At 47.4% G+C, this 20,704-nt stretch carries 18 protein-coding genes; 7 read left to right on the top strand and 11 right to left on the bottom strand.

Annotated features, from left to right (window positions below; genetic code table 11):
* Positions 1 to 18: 18 nt before the first annotated feature.
* Complete coding sequence (locus V1499_RS10665) at positions 19 to 753, bottom strand: polysaccharide deacetylase family protein (protein WP_409276052.1); 735 nt, start codon at positions 751 to 753, stop codon at positions 19 to 21.
* Positions 754 to 854: 101 nt separating this feature from the next.
* On the opposite strand from V1499_RS10665, the gene V1499_RS10660 reads away from it, so the two are divergent.
* A complete protein-coding gene (locus tag V1499_RS10660; protein WP_409276051.1) occupies positions 855 to 1,271 on the top strand; it encodes a VOC family protein in 417 nt (138 codons plus the stop codon).
* 411 nt (positions 1,272 to 1,682) lie between these two features.
* Here the strand turns inward: V1499_RS10660 and ppc are convergent, their stop codons facing one another.
* The 3 genes from ppc to mtnA all read right to left on the bottom strand — a co-directional run bounded on the left by ppc (position 1,683) and on the right by mtnA (position 6,742).
* Positions 1,683 to 4,439 carry a phosphoenolpyruvate carboxylase gene (gene ppc / locus V1499_RS10655; protein ID WP_409276050.1) on the bottom strand — a complete coding sequence of 919 codons (2,757 nt, stop codon included), beginning with the start codon at positions 4,437 to 4,439 and terminating at the stop codon, positions 1,683 to 1,685.
* Between the two features lie 507 nt (positions 4,440 to 4,946).
* Positions 4,947 to 5,588, bottom strand: a complete 642-nt coding sequence (locus tag V1499_RS10650) for an L-fuculose-phosphate aldolase (RefSeq protein ID WP_409276049.1) — start codon at positions 5,586 to 5,588, stop codon at positions 4,947 to 4,949.
* 107 nt (positions 5,589 to 5,695) lie between these two features.
* A complete protein-coding gene (gene mtnA, locus V1499_RS10645) occupies positions 5,696 to 6,742 on the bottom strand; it encodes an S-methyl-5-thioribose-1-phosphate isomerase (protein ID WP_409276048.1) in 1,047 nt (348 codons plus the stop codon).
* Positions 6,743 to 7,043: 301 nt separating this feature from the next.
* On the opposite strand from mtnA, the gene V1499_RS10640 reads away from it, so the two are divergent.
* The 4 genes from V1499_RS10640 (at position 7,044) to V1499_RS10625 (ending at position 12,842) form a co-directional block, all read left to right on the top strand.
* Entirely contained in the window at positions 7,044 to 7,988 is a 945-nt protein-coding gene (locus tag V1499_RS10640; protein ID WP_409276047.1) for an aldo/keto reductase family protein, read from the top strand.
* Positions 7,989 to 8,152: 164 nt separating this feature from the next.
* Positions 8,153 to 8,305 (top strand): YpzG family protein, encoded by a 153-nt coding sequence (locus V1499_RS10635; protein WP_082306864.1) that lies wholly within the window; start codon positions 8,153 to 8,155, stop codon positions 8,303 to 8,305.
* A gap of 619 nt (positions 8,306 to 8,924) precedes the next feature.
* Entirely contained in the window at positions 8,925 to 11,036 is a 2,112-nt protein-coding gene (locus tag V1499_RS10630) for a transglycosylase domain-containing protein (RefSeq protein WP_409276046.1), read from the top strand.
* 216 nt (positions 11,037 to 11,252) lie between these two features.
* A complete protein-coding gene (locus V1499_RS10625; protein WP_409276045.1) occupies positions 11,253 to 12,842 on the top strand; it encodes an acetolactate synthase large subunit in 1,590 nt (529 codons plus the stop codon).
* A 147-nt stretch (positions 12,843 to 12,989) separates the two neighbouring features.
* On the opposite strand, the gene V1499_RS10620 is transcribed toward V1499_RS10625, so the two are convergent.
* Together V1499_RS10620 and V1499_RS10615 are read right to left on the bottom strand one after the other, a co-directional pair.
* On the bottom strand, positions 12,990 to 13,553 hold the full coding sequence (locus V1499_RS10620) for a hypothetical protein (protein ID WP_409276044.1): 564 nt from the start codon (positions 13,551 to 13,553) through the stop codon (positions 12,990 to 12,992).
* Positions 13,554 to 13,668: 115 nt separating this feature from the next.
* A complete protein-coding gene (locus tag V1499_RS10615) occupies positions 13,669 to 14,175 on the bottom strand; it encodes an SRPBCC domain-containing protein (protein ID WP_409276043.1) in 507 nt (168 codons plus the stop codon).
* Between the two features lie 207 nt (positions 14,176 to 14,382).
* Here V1499_RS10615 and V1499_RS10610 point away from each other — a divergent pair, with 207 nt between their 5' ends.
* Positions 14,383 to 15,213: a protein-glutamine gamma-glutamyltransferase gene (locus tag V1499_RS10610; RefSeq protein ID WP_409276042.1), complete on the top strand. Its 831-nt coding sequence runs from the start codon at positions 14,383 to 14,385 to the stop codon at positions 15,211 to 15,213.
* Between the two features lie 40 nt (positions 15,214 to 15,253).
* On the opposite strand, the gene V1499_RS10605 is transcribed toward V1499_RS10610, so the two are convergent.
* Positions 15,254 to 16,102, bottom strand: a complete 849-nt coding sequence (locus V1499_RS10605) for a hypothetical protein (protein WP_409276041.1) — start codon at positions 16,100 to 16,102, stop codon at positions 15,254 to 15,256.
* Between the two features lie 205 nt (positions 16,103 to 16,307).
* Positions 16,308 to 17,186 carry an SMP-30/gluconolactonase/LRE family protein gene (locus tag V1499_RS10600; protein WP_409276040.1) on the bottom strand — a complete coding sequence of 293 codons (879 nt, stop codon included), beginning with the start codon at positions 17,184 to 17,186 and terminating at the stop codon, positions 16,308 to 16,310.
* Positions 17,187 to 17,356: 170 nt separating this feature from the next.
* On the opposite strand from V1499_RS10600, the gene V1499_RS10595 reads away from it, so the two are divergent.
* Positions 17,357 to 18,808: an alpha-amylase gene (locus V1499_RS10595; protein ID WP_409276039.1), complete on the top strand. Its 1,452-nt coding sequence runs from the start codon at positions 17,357 to 17,359 to the stop codon at positions 18,806 to 18,808.
* A 91-nt stretch (positions 18,809 to 18,899) separates the two neighbouring features.
* Here the strand turns inward: V1499_RS10595 and V1499_RS10590 are convergent, their stop codons facing one another.
* The 3 genes from V1499_RS10590 to V1499_RS10580 all read right to left on the bottom strand — a co-directional run bounded on the left by V1499_RS10590 (position 18,900) and on the right by V1499_RS10580 (position 20,382).
* Entirely contained in the window at positions 18,900 to 19,745 is an 846-nt protein-coding gene (locus V1499_RS10590; RefSeq protein WP_409276038.1) for an aldo/keto reductase, read from the bottom strand.
* A 136-nt stretch (positions 19,746 to 19,881) separates the two neighbouring features.
* Positions 19,882 to 20,049 (bottom strand): hypothetical protein, encoded by a 168-nt coding sequence (locus V1499_RS10585; protein ID WP_409276037.1) that lies wholly within the window; start codon positions 20,047 to 20,049, stop codon positions 19,882 to 19,884.
* Between the two features lie 3 nt (positions 20,050 to 20,052).
* Positions 20,053 to 20,382, bottom strand: coding sequence for a hypothetical protein (locus tag V1499_RS10580; protein WP_409276036.1), 330 nt, complete (start codon positions 20,380 to 20,382; stop codon positions 20,053 to 20,055).
* Positions 20,383 to 20,704: the final 322 nt, after the last annotated feature.

Genomic DNA, 20,704 nt, shown 5'->3' with positions numbered 1-20,704 from the left:
AAGGCTGCTGCTACCCCCTTATTCCCCCGCTGCAATCCGCGCAAACTCCTCCAAGGTGGTTGAATATTTCACATACGTCCGTGGCAGCTCGTAGTTCTCATTTGGCGTATTTCTTTTGACAAAAGGCCCCGGAGTTGTCGTCAATCCAAATTGATAGTACTTTTTCGTTTCGTTGATCACTTTGCGGTTCGCGTTGCCGTAAGGGTACGAAATCGCGATCACCGGCTTGCCCGTGATCCTCTCGATTTTGCGCTTCGATTCCCCAAGCTCGTATTCGTAGTTCCTGATTTTCGTCAAATCCGGGTGAGTGGCCGTATGGGACTGGATCGAGAACATACCAGTCCCCGCCATCTCCCGCAAATCCCCTTCAGACAAGCGGTTCCTGTTCCCGATAAAGTCCGAAATGACAAACAGTGTCGCTGCCGGCTGGAACGTTTCACCCCTTATTTTTGAAAAAATGGCCGCCACACTCAGGTTATTCTTATAGCCATCATCGAACGTTATGAAAATCGGTTTGGCAATCCGGCCCGCTTCATCCCAACGTTCAAACGTAAGCGGCGTAAACCCGTTCGCTTTTAAGTATTCCATTTGCTTTTGAAAGTTTTTCGGCGTTACATAAAGTTCTTTCTGCCCAGTTCCTTTGAACTCGGCAATTGAATGGTATACCAGGATGGGGATTTTCTTTTCCGCCAATGTTGGTGTTGGAAAAAGAATCATCAGCGAAGCCGCCAGTAAGAAGATGCGTTTTTTCATATGGATTCCCGCCTTTTTGTAATAATATTTAGTGTTGTGCAGGAATCAAAAACTTATTAGAGAAACTATATAAAGAACTATTTTACAAGGAGTGAGCGTTTATGAAACAGGTGATTACGCCTTATTTAAGCTTTAATGGCAATGCAAGGGCAGCATTGGAAAGGTACAAGGAGATTTTCGGCGGGGAACTTGAGCGGGTCCAAACGTACGGGGAAGCGAATTTCCCTACTCCGCCAGGCGCTGACGACATGCTGATCCATGGCCGCCTGCGTGTCGGCGAGCTTATCATCATGGTTTCAGACGCAGGACCTGGCCGCGATGTAACCGCAGGAAACAACGTATCGCTTGTACTGGAATTCGAGAGCGAAGAGGAAATCAACCGTGCTTACGAGGAGCTTTCGAGGAACGGCGAAGTCTACATGGAACTGCAGGACACCTTCTGGGGAGCGAGATACGGCAAAGTCCGCGACGAATTCGGGATTATTTGGGACTTGAATTTTGAAAAGGGACAGCAGTAAATTTAGGGGCAAAGTGCGTTCTGAAAAAGGAAGCCGTTGGGTGCGGCTTCCTTTTTTTCTATTTCATAGATTGTAAATAAGGGTTAAATTTCGTGTCTATTATTACAGTAATTAGGATGAGCGACATAGTTTGGTTAAAATTCTAAAAAGGTGTCACTCAAATACGGATGAGCGACAAGGTTTGAGCCGAATCCTAAATAGGTGTAGCACAAATCCGGATGAGCGGCAAAGATTGGTTAAAATCCTAAAAAGGTTTCACTCAATTAATACGGCTGAGCTCTTTAAGATAATGTATTTGGGGTAATGCATTTTATGGACGGAAATCGCCACAAGTTTCCGAACACAAGAAGGGACACTTTTTACAAGTGCCCCTCCTCTAGCCGGATTAAAATCCCGGCGTAACCTATTTAATCACCCTGTATTTCTCAAACCGGCGGCAATCCCGCTAATCGTGAGCAGCACCTGGTTCATGAGTTCCTCATCGGGCTCGTCCATTTTTCGCAGTTCCTTAATAAGCTCGACTTGGATGAAGTTGAGCGGATCGACGTACGGATTGCGGCGTTTGACGGAGTCGCGGATATTCGGTGAGTGCTTGAGCAGCTCCTCATCCTCCGTAATCGCAAGCAGGATTTCTTTCGTTCGGTTGTATTCGTCCTCGATATTCCCGAAAATTCGATTCCTGATTTCCTCATCCTCCACCATGGCGGCGTATTGCCTTGCCGTAGTGATATCCGCCTTCATAAGCGCCATCTGGAGGTTGTCGATGGTCGAGTGGAAAAACGGCCACTTTGCATACATTTCCCGCAGCAAAGCCAAGTTCTCTTCACTTTTACGAGCAAAGCTCTCCAGCCCAGTGCCCGCGGCATACCATCCTGGCAATAGCTGCCTGCTTTGCGTCCAGGCAAAAACCCATGGGATTGCGCGTAGGTTTTCGAATTTCGCACTGTTTTTCCTTGCCATCGGCCTTGATCCGATATTCAGCTCGCCAATTTCACGAAGAGGCGTTGCCTGGTTGAAATATGTCAGGAAGTCCTCGTCCTCGAACACAAGCGACTGGTATTTCTCTAGTGATGCCGCGGATATTTCCTCGATTGCCCGGACAAACCGCTCATCGCGGATGTCCTGTTCCGATTCGGTCGAGACGTGTGCGGCCACCTCAAGCATCGTTGACGTTGCCTGCTCGAGGCTTCGATAGGCAATATCCTCAAGCAGGTAGCGTGATGACAGCACCTCGCCTTGCTCGGTAATCTTGATGCCGTCGCCGAACGTTTCCGCCGGCTGTGACAGCAAGCTTCTGTTCAACGGTCCGCCGCCACGGCCTAGCGAACCGCCCCGTCCATGGAAAAACTTCAGGCTGATGTTATGTTCCCTCGCCATTTGATGGATTTCAAGCTGTGCCTTATACAGCTTCCAGTTGGCCGTCATCGTGCCGCCGTCCTTGCTGCCGTCCGAGTAGCCAAGCATGATTTCCTGTCGGTTGCCGAGCTTTTCCAAGTGATTCCGATATACAGGCATATTGAAAAGCGTTTCAATGATTTTCGGTCCCGCGGTCAGGTCATCGATTGTCTCGAGCAGCGGCCCGACGTTCAAATACGACTCGACCGTTCCATCCACATGAAGTTTGTAAATGCCCGCTTCTTTTGCCAAAACAAGAACTTCAAGAAGATCACTTACCGATTGCGTCATGCTGACGAGGTAAACAAGGATTGATTGTTTCCCGAATTCCTCATGCGCTTTTTTAATCAGCTGGAAGACGTTAATCATTTCCTGCGTTTCTTTTGAGTAATCTTCGTGTAAAAGTAAAACCGGCCTTGGGTCGGCGAGCAGCCGTTGAAGGAGTTCCTGTTTCTCCTCCTCGCTCAGCGATTTGTAATCCTCCGCGATGCGGACCTTCCGGAGAATTTCCGTAATCGCTGCTTCATGTTCGCCGCTATGGTTGCGGATATCAAGTGTTGCGAGATGGAACCCAAACAGCTTGACCTGCCTAATCAATTTTTCCAAAAGTTTCAGTTCATGGTTGGCAGGATGGTGCTGATAAACGCTGCGCCTGATCATTTCAAGGTCGGCGAGCAGCTCCTCGGGCTGTTTGTAGCCGGTCTCCTCCTTGCCAACAATTCTGACCCGCTCAATCATGACCGCAAATTTCCGCCGATACAGTTCCTCGGCCACTTTCCACCGTTTTTCTTCCGGCAAATAAGCCTGCTCATCGTTTGCGACCGACTCAATCAGCTCATCGCTCATCTTTACATGGGCGGTTGAATGGCTGAACCGCCTCATCAGTTCAACGAGGACTTCGCGGTATTTTTTTAAAACAAGCCTGCGCTGCCTCTTGAGTGTTTCCCATGTTACTTCAGACGTTACATGAGGATTGCCATCCCGATCCCCGCCAATCCAAGACCCGAACCTGAGGAACGTCGGAACCTTCCATGATTCTTCCGGATAATACTCCGTGAGGCATTCCTCGACTTCCTGATGGATTTCAGGGAGCACGTCAAAAAGAGTATGATCGAAATAATACAATCCATTCCGCACCTCATCGATGACGGTAGGCTTTCTGTCACGGAGTTCATCCGTCTGCCAAAGTGCGACCACCTCGTTAAACAGGCTGCCTTCAATCTTTTTCCGCTCCTTTTTGGAGAGGAGAGGGTTCTCGAGGCTCTTCAGAAGGTCGGCGATCCGCTTTTGGATTTCGAGGATCGACCGCTTTGTTGCTTCGGTTGGATGCGCGGTAATGACGAGTTCGAGGGACATCCCGTCCAGCACCTTTTTGATAACCTCTGAGCTAATCGAATGCTCTTTCAAGGAAAGAATGGCATTTTCTATCGAGCCGGGCTGCTTGTTCGCGTCTTCCTGCAGCTGGTACTCGCGCCGCCTCCGGATCCTGTGGTTCTGTTCGGCTATATTAATCAAGTGAAAATAAACGGCAAATGCCCGGATGACCTGTTTTCTTAATCCAGGGTCCAACTCGGAAATTTCCCTTTTCAGTTCTTCAAATATCGTATCCTCAAACGATTCGCGCAGAAGCTTAAATTTCAGCCTGATTTTTTCGACTGTCTCAAAAAGTTCCTGCCCTCCGTTGTACTGAAGAATCTCGCCAAGGATATTCCCCAGCATTTTCACATCCCGCCTGAGCAGAAGGCTGCTGTCATTTGCTTTCAATTGTGTCATCTACTCACCTTCCTACTAACTACATTACAAAAAGTTTTTTACTACTATAGCATGAAAGCCCCTTTTGTTCATTTATTAAGATAGCATTTTAACGGTTTGTTAATAAATTTTTTTAAAATGAATTAAAAAAGAACCTTCAAAATTTGTTGAAGGCTCTTTTTAGAGGACAACATATTAAACTTTTTTCCTAATCTGATTTAGGGTAAACATTAAACCTGTGAAACCAGCAGTAAAGGAAGGCGGAAGGCTCCATAAAAGATAATGCCATTGTCCGGTAATCACTGAAACCAATAAGAATAGTAAGGGAAAGCCAATTAAAACGATCAAGGAAACGGATAGAGCGAATTTAGAGCCTTTATTCATAGGTACTCCCCTCATTCCAAACCCTCCAAAGGGGTTGATTGGCCGCGGCCATTTGGCGATAATTGTTAATTTTATCGTAACATAGGTTCAATGTTCAAGGAACAATAAATTAGGCAAGGAGTTTATTAGACTCCTTGCCGGATTTTATCTTTGTCCGTACGTTTTGAATTTTTCAGCCAGTACCGCCATTTCCTCCTCAGGCAAAAGGACTGGTTTTCCAATCGCTTTCGTTTGGCAGTATATCTGCGCGCAAAACTCGATTTCTTCGGCGATTGTAAAAGCTGTCGCGATATTATTGGCTCCTGCAATCAGTCCGTGGTTTGCGAGCAGGACGGCGCGCCGGTCTTCCATCCCCTTGAAGGCCGCCTCGGCGAGTTCTCTGGTCCCAAATGTCGCATAATCGGAGCAGCGCACATTCGGCCCCGCGTATGCAACAAGATAGGAAACGGCGGGCAGCTCCCATCTTAGGGATGCAATCGTTTTTGCGAACGGCGAATGGGTATGGACGAGGGCGTCAATGTCGTCTCTTTTCCGGTAAAAAATCAAATGCATTTCGAGCTCGCTTGACGGCTTGCGAGCGCCATCGACGACGTTTCCGTCAAGATCGATAACGACAATATCTTCCGGCGTTGTTTCAAAGTAGTCCAGTCCGCTCGGGCTGATGGCGGCGAGGCCTTTCTCCCTGTTAAAAATCGAAATGTTCCCGCCTGTCCCTCTTGACAGCCCGCTTGTGATCAGTTTTTTTCCATATTCAACAATATTCTCACGTTCGTGTTGCAATAGCATGCGGAATCTACCGCCTTTTTTAATAGTTTAAGTTGAACTTCGTGCATAGCCTACACTGAATTGAAATTGGTTTCCGCTGGGTGTTGTCCAATTTTTCAAAAGAAGGTTTAGTCTTGAAAAAGTTTCTTCAGGTTTTCCTTGTATGGCGCGCGGACGATGCCTTTTTCAGTGATGATGGCCGTAACGTTTTCGTGCGGCGTGACGTCGAAAGCCGGGTTGTAGACCTGGATGTCCTGCGGCGCGGAGAATTGCCCGAAGCGATTGATGACTTCATGGGCATGGCGCTCCTCGATTGGGATGTCCTTTCCGGTCTCTGTGCGCATGTCAATTGTTGGTGTCGGCGCGGCGACGTAGAACGGGATGCCATAGTGTTTGGCAAGGATGGAAACGCCAAGAGTGCCGACTTTGTTCGCGACGTCGCCGTTTGCGGCTACACGGTCGGTGCCTACGATGACGGCGTCGATTTTCCCTTGCGACATGACGACCGCGGCCATGCTGTCGGTGATGACGGTTACATCAATTCCGGCGCGCTGCAGTTCAAGTGCGGTAAGGGTCGAACCCTGAAGGCGTGGCCTCGTTTCATCCGAATAAACCTTGATGTCCCAGCCTTTTTCCTTTGCGAGGTACATCGGCGCGGTTGCGGTGCCGTACTTTGTTGTGGCGAGCGCTCCGGCGTTACAGTGCGTCAGCAGCCCCATTCCGTCCTTCATGAGGGTAAGTGCGTGTTCGCCGATTTTGCGGTTGATTTCTTCGTCTTCCTTATGGATCGCGATTGCTTCCTCAAGCAATTTCGCCTTGATTTCCGCAATCGGGAGCGATTTTAACGATTCGGCGGTGTTTTCCATCCGCTCAAGCGCCCAGAACAGGTTCACCGCGGTCGGGCGGGATGTGGCGAGATAATCGGAGACTTCCTTTACTTTTTTCCAAAAGGAGTCGAAAGAATTTTCGGGTGCGTCCTTGATGCCGAGGTACAGACCGTATGCGGCCGCGACTCCGATCGCTGGCGCCCCACGGACTTTCATCACCTGGATTGCGTCCCAGACGCCTTCAGCGGTTGTAAATGTTTCATAGACTATTTCATTCGGTAAAAGAGTCTGATCAATCAGTGTGAGTCCATCATTTTTCCATTCAATCGTAATCAACGGTTCAGCCACGCCGAATCCCCCTTTTGTCTATCATGCTAGTTCTTATACTCTCAGCATTCAGTCTATCACCTGCGGGTTCTTCCGGACAAGCAATAATACGAACAGCAGAAACGCGAACAGTGCCTAGTACCACCCGAAATTTGTCGAAAATGGAACTGTGGGTAGAAGTTTTTTTCAATCACCAAACTATTCACCATAACTGTATTATGTTAACTACCACTACCCACCTTTTTATTAATTTCCTCCTTTACATAAATATTCCAGTATAGTACGTTTATTACGTAATCCGAAATAATAAGGAGTGATCGGGATGGAGTATCGCAGGTTGGGGAAAACGGGGCTGAAAGTGAGTGAAATCAGCCTTGGAAGCTGGCTTACATATGGAGGTTACGTTGAGGAACAAAATGCGGAGGCGTCGATTGACAAGGCGTATGAGCTTGGAATCAATTTTTTCGATACGGCCAATGTTTATATCCGCGGCGAAGCTGAAAAAGTGGTCGGTAAGGCGCTCAGCAAATACCCTCGCGAGTCGTATGTGCTAGCCACGAAGGTATTTGGCAAAATGGGTGAAGGCCCGAATGACAAAGGCCTGTCGCGGAAACACATCATCGAGCAGGCGAACGCAAGCCTCAAGCGGCTCGGCATGGATTATGTAGACCTTTATTATTGCCACCGCTATGACCCGGAAGCCCCGCTCGAGGAAACGATCCGTGCGCTGGATGACCTCGTCCGCCAGGGGAAAGTGCTATACATTGGCGTCAGTGAATGGACTGCCGAGCAAATTACCGAAGCGGTCCACCTTGCCGATAAAAAACTGCTCGACCGGATTGTCGTCAACCAACCTAAGTACAACATGCTGCAGCGTTATATTGAGGCTGAAGTTTTGCCGGTCAGCATGAAACATGGCATTGGCCAGGTTGTGTTCTCCCCTCTTGCGCAAGGCGTCCTGACTGGAAAATACAAAAAAGGTGAAGGCATCCCTGCCGGCAGCCGCGCATCAGTTGAAGGATATGCGAACCTGTTCGGCCTTTTAACGGATGAAAACCTTGAGAAAGTCAATCAGCTGAAAGGTGTTGCGGCAGAACTCGATTTGAGTCTATCCCAACTGGCACTTGCCTGGATTCTTCGCCAGGAAGGCGTTTCGAGCGCGTTGATTGGCGCCAGCCGCCCGGAACAGGTCGAGGAAAACGTCAAAGCAAGCGGAGTTAAGCTTTCAGCCGATGTTCTTGCTAGAATCGAAGTTATTCTTCGCTAGTTCAAATGGAGCTTATCAATGAGTGATTCCCTATTTAGTTGTACGGCAATGTTCTTATTTTTATAAAAATCGGGCTTGGTTAATTTGTGTGTTTCCAAGAAAAGATAATACTGGCACCCCTGTGATGCCAGCGTTTCACCAAAATCCTGCATAGAGGTGATAAAATGAGCTACAAGGATTATCTTGATCCGCGTTCAGGTCTTTTTCACCAGGCGTTTCAAAGCCGGAAGCACACAAAGTCACAGCTGAACGGCCAAACGAAAATGTCACAAACAGACATCATCCTTAGGAGTAACGCGAAAGCGCACCGCTGGTGATGGCTGGCAGGAGAAACGTATGTGCGGCACCCTTTTTATTGAGGGGTGCCGTTTTTTTGTTGGGAAAGGCGGTGTCCCTGCTGCTAGCCTTTTATGCGATCGGGGGGTTTTTGGGCACAATTTATATTCTCTTTACTTGTGTCCAAAATGTGACAGTTTTCGATAAGTCGCTTGGAATTTTCGATATCCCGAAAAATCTTTCGATATCCTGCCTGAAATTTTCGATATCTTTTTAAAAGTGGGCGATAAACTTTAAAAGGGTCCCTCAGCAAACCTAAATGGCCACGGGCTGATTCCAATAGGTTACCTGTTTAGCGTCATACTCCCTGCTAATTTATAGAAAGTCCCTTCTGAATCCATAAAAGGTTTCGTAAAATGACTTAAAGTCCGTTTTAAAAGCCATTCCTGCACCCGAGAGTTTCCAAGTAATTGAACAAAAAGCCGGCTAGCTTGTTTTTCAGCCGAAACAGGCATGCCTGCCTTTTAACCTCACCCCTCCTTCCACAAACTTCCTAAATTCTGGCTAAATCCCCCTGTACTGGCACATATCTATTTTGACATTGCCCACTCTTTTGGTATCCTTCTGCTATAAGCTAAATCGATTGAAGGTTGATTTCTTATGGAAAAATTGCATCCTTTTTGGGCAAAAGTACGCCCTTATTGGGAAAAAGTGCGCCGTTTTTGGAAAAAGCGGCATTTGACTCAGATTCTTTTGCTGATTGCATTGATTACACTGCTGGTAACGATTTTGTTTTTCGCATGGCTTGCGAGCCGTGCCAACGTGGAGTCCCTGAAGGAGGGGCTCAGTCAGTCGACGGTCATTTATGATAGAGATGGGGTAAAAGCGGCTGAAGTGACGGCCAACCGGATTGGCGGGACAAAGATTGACCAACTGCCCGACCATGTGAAAAATGCCGTCATTTCGATTGAGGACGAACGTTTTTACCAACATAACGGTTTTGACATCAGGGGGATTGCGCGGGCGTTCTTCGGCAACCTGCTTGCCGGAAGGATTACGGGCGGTGGAAGTACGATTACCCAGCAGCTTGCGAAAAATGCGCTGCTCTCACCTGAACAAACGTATCGCAGGAAAGCCGAGGAATTGTTCCTTGCCGCGAAGCTTGAGGATACGTATAAAAAAGATGAAATTCTTGAAATGTACCTGAACCAGGTGTATTTCGGCAGCGGCGCTTGGGGAATTGGCTCCGCGTCGCAGCGCTATTTCAATAAAAACATTAAGGATGTCACTATAAGCGAAGCCGCGCTGCTAGCGGGATTGCTCAAGGCACCTTCCGCCTATGACCCGTTCAACCATTATGACCGGGCGCTAGAACGGAGGAATGTCGTTCTAGCGAAAATGCAGGAGCTCAACAAGATTTCCGATGCGGAATACAAGCGCGCCGTAAAGGAAAAAATCGCTCTCAGCGATGGCGAGGGCACAAAGATTAAACGGAAATATCCGTACTATGTGGATGCGGTCATCAATGAAGCGATAAAAAAATACGGCCTGACGCAGGATGAAATTTTAACAAGAGGCTACCGGATTTACACGGAACTGGATTCTAATTTGCAAACATCTCTCGAGAAAGTGTACCAGCGTGACTGGCTCTTCCCTCGCGGCCGTGGCGGAGAAATCGTCCAAAGCGGCGCGGTGCTGATTTCACCGCAAACGGGTGGGGTCATGGGTGTTATCGGGGGCCGCGGGGAACATGTCTTCCGCGGATTCAACCGTGCGACGCAGCTTAAGGCGCAACCGGGTTCAACGATGAAGCCGCTCGCCGTGTATACTCCCGCGCTCGAGGAAGGATACACGCCTGAATCCGAGCTCGTTGATGAACCAATGTCGTTTAACGGGTACAAACCTGAAAACGTGACAAAAAGGTATTCAGGAAAGGTTCCGATGTACAAGGCGGCGGAGCAATCGATTAATGTTGCGACCGTTTGGCTCATGAATGAAATTGGGGTAAGCAAAGGTGCAGATGCTGTGGAAAGGTTCGGAATCCCGATCCAGAAGGAAGACCGGAACCTGGCCCTAGCGCTTGGCGGGATGCACCACGGCATCTCCCCTCTTCAGCTTGCTTCCGCGTATTCGGCATTGGCGAACGATGGAAAGCGGCATGACCCGCATTTCATCGTCAGGATTGTCGGCCCGACCGGCAATGAAATCGCGAGCCACAAGAAGAAAACCGTGAAAGTGACTTCCAAACGAGTCGCGCGGGAGATCACTTCCATGCTGCTTGGCGTCGTGGAGAATGGCACCGGGAGAGCGGCTCGGGTCAGCGGGCTCGATATTGCAGGAAAAACCGGTTCGACACAGCTTCCATTCGCGGACATAAAGGGAACGAAGGATCAATGGTTTGCCGGCTATACACCGGAAGTTGCCGGAGCGATTTGGATGGGCTACGACCGGACCGACCGCGAGCATTACTTGACAACGAACGCTTCTCAAGGGACCGCCCCAATTTTCAAGGCAATCATGGAGGAGGCAAAGCCTTACTTGCAGGAAAAATCGTTTGGCATCGCTGTTGCCGGCGAGGAACCGGAACCGTTTTTTTCGAAAGAAGAAATCCTCGCACAGACCGAGAAACTAAGAGAAGAAGTCGGCCAAGCTGCTGAAGCGATCAAACAGGAAGCCCCAAAATGGAAAAAGGCGCTTGATACAGGCGTTGAAGCAATGATGGATGGGTTTGGCAGGCTCGCTGAAAAAATCCAGGAGCTGAAAAACAGATAGGATGCAACCCCTCTTTCACCCAGTAAAATAGGAAGAACCCGCTAGGATTCAAAACTGACTAGCGGGTTTTCTTTATGTATCAAAGGCTATATGTAACTATAAGGCCCGCCGCTCCCCATTTTGAGCGGCCATCTACTTTTGCTTTGATCCCTTTTGCATAACAGCCTTGCATTCAACCAAACTAATAGTATGATCGTTCTTTTAAAAGGAGGAGCTATGAGAGCAGCGGATGTTTTAGTAAAGTGTCTTGAAACTGAAGGTGTCGAGTATATTTTTGGGATTGTAGGGACGGAGGTGCTCGCCTTGGCTGACTCTTTGGCAAAATCGGGGAAAATCCAGTTTATTAATGTCCGCCATGAAGAAGGCGCGGCGTTTATGGCCGATGTGTATGGGCGGTTTTCCGGAAGACCGGGTGTTTGCCTGTCAACGCTTGGGCCGGGCGCAACGAATCTTGTGACCGGGACAGCGAGCGCACAGCTGGACCACTCCCCTTTGGTGGCATTGATTGGCCAGGCAGACCTGAAACGCCAACATCCGGAGTCGCACCAATATGTGGACCTTGTTAAATTGTTTGAGCCCGTTACGAAAGAATGCACGCAAGTTGTAAACCCCGATACCTTGCCAGCGGTTGTCCGCAAATCATTCAAAGTGGCGCTGATGGAAAAGCCAGGCGCGGTAGCGATTGTCCTACCCGAGAACATTTTAACCGCGGAAACGGAGAAAACGCCTTTGGTGGCCACTCCCCTGCCCCAGTCCGTGCCGTCGGAAAAAGCCATCAAGGCCGCCGCTAAGTTGATCCAACAGCATAACAAACCTTATCTCCTTGTCGGAAATGGGGTGTTCAGGCAGGATGCTACCACAGAACTGAGGACCTTTATCGAAAAGCTAAAGGCGCCCGTTTCACACAGTTTTAAGGCGAAAGGAATTTTGGAACCTGACCATCCGCAAAATTACTTTACCTTTGGTTTTAACGAAAAGGACGAAGCGCTCTCCGGAATCGAGGAGGCGGATTTATTGGTCGCCATTGGGTTCGACTTTTCCGAAAAGCTGCCTGACCACTGGAACAAAGAAAAAATTCCTGTTTTGCACATCGACTCACTCCCTGCGGAAACGAACGAATATTACCCGGTCACCGCTGAACTCACAGGGAACATCAAGGAGACTCTCCGGTTGCTCAATCAATCGGAAATCCCGGAGAAAGCATGGGCTCCAACGGGCAATTTAAAAGAATCTATGATGGAAGCATTTAAAATAAAGCAACAGCCTTCCGATTCTGGCGGCGGGCCAATGAAACTTGAACAGATTCTTCAATCAATTCAAAGGCTGTCTCCGAATGAGACGATCTTAATTTCCGATGTCGGGAACCATAAAGTTTCCATAGCACGGGCGTATCAGCCGAAAATGCTGAACAGGCTCGTCATTTCAAACGGGCTGGCCACGATGGGAATTGCGATTCCGGGATGTATCGGGGCCAAACTCGCCTGTCCCGATGCCCCTGTCATCGCGGTCACCGGAGACGGAGGCGCCTTGATGAACTTTGCCGAACTTGAAACCGCCAGACGCCTCGGGCTTTCGTTCCTGATTATTGTCATCAACGACTCGATGTTAAAGCTTGAAGTGAAGCAAATGGAGAAAAAGTTCGGCGAGAGCTATGGCGTAACGTTCCAGAATCCCGATTTTGTAAAATTGGCCGAAAGCTTTGGCACTGAAGGCAAGCGGGTTGCCACTTTGGAAGAGTTCGAAACCGCTTTTAATAACTATCTCTCTGAACCGAAAGGCATTACCTTAATAGAATTATTGATGTAATCCCTTTTTTCCACCTGCGGCTGGAATATGAGGGTAAAAAGGCATTTCCATGGGGATGAAAAGGGACCGGCACCGTTTGGGTTTTCATTTAAGTCGAATTACTTTTTTAATAAATCAGGGTGTTCCTATAAGAACAAGTCCATAGAGTTACCAGGGTATGATGACCTTTATTTTTTTAAAAAAGAACAAAATAGCTTCAACCCACAGCCATGCGTACAAAAAAGTAAACAGCAGGATGCCGCCTGTTGCTTGGAGTGAAAACGAGATGGACACCACCGGGCCCAGCACCGGGAAGTTCAACGCGTACAAGAGAACGACGATTCCCGTTGCTAAACTAACCGCCCCGGAACAAATGATGGCCAGTCTCCTCCTATAAATCGTAAACGCAACGCCCAGCCCCACCCCGAGCAGGCCGGTTGTAAACGGGAACACGAAAAGTTCACTAGGCTGAAGAACGAGAAGCAACACGCATGTAAGGAAATACGACAGTGTCCCTGTCCAGAACGATATGACAAAACAGAGCAAAATCGGTGCGGTCGCGAACGGGCTGACCACATATCCGACCCCCGGGAAAACGCCGCCCGCCGATTGGAGGACTGCCGCAATGCCGGCAAGGATCGCACCAAGAACGAGCTTCATGGGAGCTGAGTACGAGCTGAAATTTATTTGCGCGGAACGGATATCATCGGTTATTTCTTTTAAAAAAACCATTGGACCACCTCGTTACAATACTATGCAGGCTACCCAACAGGATATTAACCGTAGTTGGGATGGGACTCTTGATTAAACACAAAAAAGGAAGGGCATAATCACCCTTCCTTCCATTTCAGTTCGATTTGTTATAAATTGAAGCCAGCTTATCAAGGCATTCTCCCATGCCCTTTTTAGACAATTCCATCATTTTTCCCGCTGGCCATCTGTGTTCGGTAACCGTCATTTCGGTTTTATTGTCTCCTATCAATTTAAATGTGACTGTATGGAGTTGATCCTGAGGGAAATCCGCTGGGAAGCCCGCGAGCAACGGGTCAATCTTATTGCCATGATGATCCGTCAAATTGTTAATGTATTCGATTTCCTTCAAGGGTTCAATTTTCGTATATTCCCATGTGTTGTAATGGTCCCCAAACTGAGGTGAACTCATACAAACAAGCGATTTGCCTCCCTCTCTAAAATCTATTTTGGCAAATGGAGAAGTAAAACAGTCCGGCCCCCACCATTGCATGACATATTCTGAATCAGACCAGGCTTTCCATGCTTCTTCCAGACTCGCATCCAAAACGCGGCTAATAATCAAATCTTGTATACCCGTGTCGTTCGACATATTTCCTTCCATCCGCCGAGCCTCCCTTATTGTAAAATGCTCAAAAATAGAAACTATCATTTATATATTCTGTCCTTCTATTTTTATCCCTCCCTTATTTGTTTAATACTTCAAATTTCTTTTTTCAACATCTACAGGACGACATTCAAAATTAACGTATTGTTCATAAACCAATAATAATGGTAAAGATCTTTTTTAAAAAAACAGGAGGGATTGGAATTGATCATAATTAACCAGAAACAAATGGAGGTAAACCAAGTCTTTACCGGCAAGCCCTCCGGCAAAAAATATCAACTGCTTCAAATGATGGCAAAATCAAAAAGGGTTTATGAATATAGAACAATCGGAGAACTTGAGTTCGAACTAAATATGAGGCTTCGCATCATGCGCGCGTCCGTTTTGCTGAATAAAAGCGGTCCCGGTTTCGCGACGTTCACGACGACGCGGTGCAATGAAAAGTATTGGTATCTGGATTACCGCGGCGCCATTGTACTCAAACCAAACGTCTTGCCCCATACCGCGCTTAACGATATTTTTATTAACGGTAAGAAATACGCCTTCGAATGCGCGACTGCAATGCTGATCATTTTTTATAAAGCCGTGCTCGAGTCGATTGGCACAGCGAATTTCAATAGGCTTTTCGCCGGACTGACGCTGTACGATTGGCAGTATGACGCGGACCTCGATTTGATAATATTCAACACTACGGACTTTTTGCTGGGAGATTGCCTCTATTTTGAAAACCCGGACGTCAACCCTAAAACGCTCCACTGGCAAGGTGAAAATGCGATTCTATTGGAGCGGAACCTCTATTTTGCCCACGGAATCGGAATCGTGCCCGGGAAATTCATCATCGACTTCCTCAATACGAAACGGAAGAAAAACGCCACACGCGAAGCCTACCTAACCGATGTCGTTGCAATCCCGAACTTCCGCTATTTAAGCCAATTTCGTGTTTTGGATGACCATGAGGCTGTCGGTCTTCATCAAATTTCCCATTCTTCAAATCTCATTGTTTCGGAAATCGGCACAAAAACGTATCTCTTTTAAACGCACGCAAAAAGACGTATGAGCCACATACGTCTTTTTCTTATGAATGCGATGAACTTTTTCGGTATTTCCGTACGAAAGCGGAAGCACCGGCCAAGCATAGCTTTACAACTTTAACATTTAGAAGTGCCAACGACCTAACGCTTGAAACAACCACTGCTGCGGCTCTCTTCACAAACGCTGAACATCTCGAGGTTGCACCCGCAAATTGTGATTTTATCTTGTCCAATTTTCCATCTGACCCATTCACATAAAACGATGCTCTCTGCCAGACATTATTACGGTGAATTTTAACCGCCACTTTTCGGAAAAAATTGCCCACTGACAGCGAGAGCTTCTCCCATGATGCATGGCTTCGCACCCTGCCTATTGGACCGGCTCCTTTTCGGAAAAATTGTCCCACAAACAGTGAGAGCTTCTCCCAAGATGCATGGCTTCGCACATTTCCTATTGCACCGGCAGCTTTTCGGAAAAATTGGCCCGCAAACAGTGAGAGCTTCTCCCAAGATGCATGGCTTCGCACATTTCCTATTGCACCGGCAGCTTTTCGAAAAAATTGTCCCACGGACAGCGAAAGCTTCTCCCATGACGCATGGCTTCGTACCCTTCTAATAGCCCCGGCACATCTTCCTGAAATCTTGCCTGCAAAACGGGCAGCATTTTGCCATGCAACATGCTTGTTTATCCTTCCAAAAGCTCCTGCTTTGACCGCTGAAACCTTTTCAAGTATGCCGGAAGCCCACCGCCTCCGCGTTAAATGAATTCGGCTACGCCGCGTCCCCACCGGTTCATCTTCTACATACCTTTTCCAGAAATATTGTCCAGCCTCTTCAATAATGAATAATAAAACCCAAGCCCCGACAATCGACCCAATTACCCAACCAGGCATAGGCATTCTCCTTTTGGTCTGGCTTTTTATACTCCTTTACCTCAAAGGGACAAACCTAAACGGAGACGGGTCAATTATTCAGTTTACGCCATAAGGCTTCTTCCGTTCACAAGCAGCAAAAACCATATGGAGCCTGGTCCAAATCATTTTAAGCCATGACACTTTTTGATTTGATCAAGAACGAATAAATCCTTATTCACTCCGATTATCCTTTAAATTCGTTTGTGGGCATCCCTTTCACGCCTGGTTTTACCTTAAAAACGCCGCCCGCATGCGGGAACCGTTCCAGTTCTTCATCGGACATGCCATTCCTTGCAGTTGTAATGTAAAGTTCCGAAAAATCCTGGCCGCCAAACGCGCAGGACGTTACATTTACAGCCGGCACCCTGATTTCTTCTACCTTTTCCTCGGTCTCCGGATTCCACCTGCTCACCTTCCCACCGGCCCAATGCGCAATCCAAAGGAACCCTTCCTCGTCAATCGTCATTCCGTCTGGGAACCCTTCCCTGTCCGGCATCGTGACAACATCTTTTGGTTCGCTGATTTCACCGGTTTCCAGCTCATAATTGTACCGGACGACTTTTCCGGTCGGCGTGTCGATGAAATAAAGATACTTGTTGTCAGGTGACCAGGCTAGGCCATTCGAGATGCCCAGCCCTTCAAGCTTCTTTTTAAAAGAAAGAGAGGGTTCTAGGCAATATAGGGAACCGTTCTTTCCAGAGCCGTTCTTATCCATCGTGCCAGCCCAAAAGCGCCCGGCGGGATCGCATTTCCCATCATTAAACCGGTTCGTCTCCAACTCTGTTTCAGGATCACAAATGAGTTCCAGCCCACCTGTCTGAAGGTTTAAAAAGTGGATTCCTGTTTCAAGGGCGACAACAGCCCCGCCTGATTCCCGTGGGACAATCGCGCCGACCATCTGGCCAATATCAAACGTCTTATCCTCCCCAGTACTCGGGTCATATAGATGGACCTTTTTACCCTCGATGTCCACCCAGTACAGGAACCCGGATTTCATGTCCCAGCTCGGCCCCTCTCCAAGTACAGCCTTCGCGTCAACAACAAGCTCAACTTCTTTTTGCATGAGGATCCTCCTTATGTACATACGTATTCTTGCTCTCTGTTCTACTAAAACCCTTTTATAAAGGAAAACAAACATCCTTCATTCCCATCCATGTGATTAATTGAACGGACTTAAGGGTAAATGAATATTCAGCCAGTTAGGCGGCATTTTTTTCGGAAAGGATAAGGTTCATGGTTGAAAATAAAACAATGTTGCAATTTTTCGAATGGCATTTGCCCGCAGACGGTAAGCATTGGAGCCGGCTGAAGGAACTGGCCCCAGAACTGAAACGAATTGGAATTGATTCGATCTGGCTGCCGCCACCCACTAAAGCGATTTCGCCCGATGACGTGGGGTATGCTCCTTACGACCTGTACGATCTTGGCGAATTCGACCAAAAAACAAGCGTCAGGACGAAATACGGAACAAAGGATGAGCTGATAGAAGCCATCCAGGCATGCCATGAAAATGGCCTCAAGGTCTACCTCGATGTGGTCATGAACCATAAAGCCGGCGCCGACGAAACGGAAACGTTCCAAGTAGTCCAGGTGGACGAAATGGACCGGACCAAAGTCATTTCAGACCCTTTTGAAATCGAAGGCTGGACAAAATTCAATTTTGCCGGACGTGGTGATGCCTACTCTTCTTTCAAATGGAACTACCACCATTTCAATGGCACGGATTATGACGTCAAAACCGAAAAAACAGGCGTCTTTCAAATACTCGGCGAGCATAAATCGTGGAGCGACCATGTCGATGACGAGTTTGGTAACTATGATTATCTCATGTTCGCAAACTATGACTACGACCACCCCGAAGTGCGGGAAGAAATGATCCGCTGGGGAAAATGGCTTGCAGATACGACCAATTGCCACGGATACCGGCTCGATGCCATTAAGCACATCAATCATAAGTTTATCAATGATTTCGTTCATGCGATGATGGACCACCGCGGCGAGGACTTCTTTTTTGTCGGGGAATTCTGGAAGCCCGACCTTCAAAAATGCCGCGAATACCTGGACATCGTCGACTACAATATCGCTCTGTTTGACGTACCTCTTCATTATAAATTGCACAATGCTTCAAAAGCCGGCAGTGACTTCGATTTGACGACGATTTTCGATGACACCCTCGTCCAATCGCACCGACGCAACGCGGTAACCTTTGTCGACAACCATGACTCCCAGCCTCATGAAGCGCTGGAATCTTGGGTTGAAGACTGGTTCAAGCAAAGCGCTTATGCGTTGATCTTGCTAAGGGGCGCGGGCTACCCATGCGTCTTTTACGGCGACTATTTCGGAATCGGAGGGCCCGAACCTTGCGAAGGGAAAAAAGCTGCCCTCGACCCCCTTCTCTATGCCCGAAAACATTTGGCCTATGGCGAGCAGACAGACTATTTTGACCATCCAAACACAATCGGATGGGTGCGTGGAGGCGTGCCGGAACACGAGAATTCAGGATGTGCTGTTCTTATCTCCAACGGTGACGAGGGTGAAAAGCGGATGTTCGTCGGTGAGGAGAGCGCCGGCCAAACGTGGAAGGACATCACCGGCAACCGCCAAGACGAAGTGGTGATTGAGGAAGACGGCTGGGCAACGTTCCGCGTTAATGGCGGCAGTGTATCTGTTTGGGCGGTTGGGTGACGACGGTTTTTTGGCTAAGTAACTGTTAGGCGGTTATGCCAGCTATCGGAAAACGGCTTTCCCAACGAGGGGGAAAGCCGCTTTTTCATTTTTAAAAATTAAAATTGTCCGGATCCGGACCAACACGGCGGTCCTCATTGAGGCTGTTTATTTTTTCCATATCGTCCTGAGAAACTTCAAAATCAAAAATCGCTGCGTTTTCAATAATGCGGTGTTCCTTGATTGATTTAGGGATCGTAACCACTTTATTTTGTAAATCCCACCGCAAAATGACCTGGGCGACCGATTTGTTGTATTTACCGGCGATTTCTTTCAATGTTTCATTTTCAAGAAGCTTCCCATGGGCAAGTGGAGACCAAGCTTCCAGTTGGATACCCTGCTCGCGGCAAAATGCGTGAAGCTCTCGCTGTGCCAATTGCGGATGGTATTCAACCTGGTTTATCATCGGCTTGATTTCCGCGTCCTTCAAAAGGTCCTCAAGATGATGGATGTGAAAATTGCTCACGCCAATCGCCTTGACACGCCCTTCCTTGTAAAGGGTCTCCAGCGCGCGCCATGTTTCTTTATACTTTCCCTTCACCGCCCAGTGAATAAGGTACAAATCAAGGTAGTCAAGGCCAAGCTTTTTCAAGCTCGTTTCATACGCCTCAAGTGTTGATTCGTACCCCTGGTCGGAGTTCCAAACCTTGGATGTGATGAACAGGCCCTCTCTGCTGAGTCCATTTTCCTCAAGCGCTTCATTGATCGCTTTTCCAACGCCCTCTTCATTTTTATAAACAGCTGCCGTATCAATGCTTCGATAGCCATTTTTAATCGCGGCCTTCACGGCCCGAATAACCTCGTCGCCTTCCTGGACCTTATAAACCCCAAGCCCAAACCAAGGCATCTTCACGCCATTATGTAATGTCACCGTATCCTGCAAATGTTTCGCAGTCATCCTCATTCCTCCAGACACGTTTTCCTTAAAAATAGAACACTTTACTTGCACCTAACATATTGCCACTGCCAGTATATGATTGCAATCATCCCGCTTTGTGGCAAGTAGATGGTGCGGGTATGGGTTTGTAAATTGTTTATGACCATTTGTCATCATCATCAATCCATTGTTTATTTTTTAAGTCAAATGATTTTACATCATCATGGAAGACAAAATATGCCCGTTTTTTCAAACTATCTCCACCAGCTTTTTCCCAGCATTGATAAAACCATCCCGTAAATACTTTTTGTTCTTGCGAATTCAACACCTATTCATTCTGCTCGTAAAACTCAAAAAAATCATCCATCTGGCTTTCATTAAGTTGAAAGTATTCAACTTCTGTAAGTACTTCCTCACTCCCAGCAAAAACCGTTAAGTCGTCCCCGTCTTGGAAAACTTCATTGGCTTCTTTATCCATTGAAAACAATCGAATAGATAGTTCAAATCTTGTAGGCTCAATAAATGCAGAGAAATCAATTAAATCTATTTCCGGAGAAAAGTTATAGGTAAAAATAGTTTTTAAATTTCCTACCAAAACATCAGTTTGTTTTTCAAGGTTTGCTTTAATTGAATTTAAATAGCCATCCACTGAAAACATACATACCCCTCCACTATTAAGGTAATTTGCTGTTTCGCTCAAAACGAATAACTAGCCCAATTCATTAACTCTTTATTTCTCCTACAGTGCTACTAATCCTTCTTTTGAGCCGCACTTAATAATAATTGAAAAGCCGTATAGGAACTACAATCCCCATACGACTTCTTATTACAACGTAGGATGCAAATGATTTTAACGTTAGGCTGAACCTGTAATGTAACGAGGGAAAATTTTTAAAAAGAAACAGGAAGGTTGATTCAAAAAGAGTAAACTCAAAAACTTTGGACGACTATCGCTCCGGTTCACCTTGGCACCTGAATGA

It is taken from the genome of Neobacillus oceani (assembly GCF_046237595.1).
GTDB lineage: Bacteria > Bacillota > Bacilli > Bacillales > Cytobacillaceae > Bacillus_D > Bacillus_D oceani.
The sequence above is the reverse complement of the archived record's forward strand: the minus strand, read 5'-3'. Positions and strand labels throughout refer to the sequence as shown.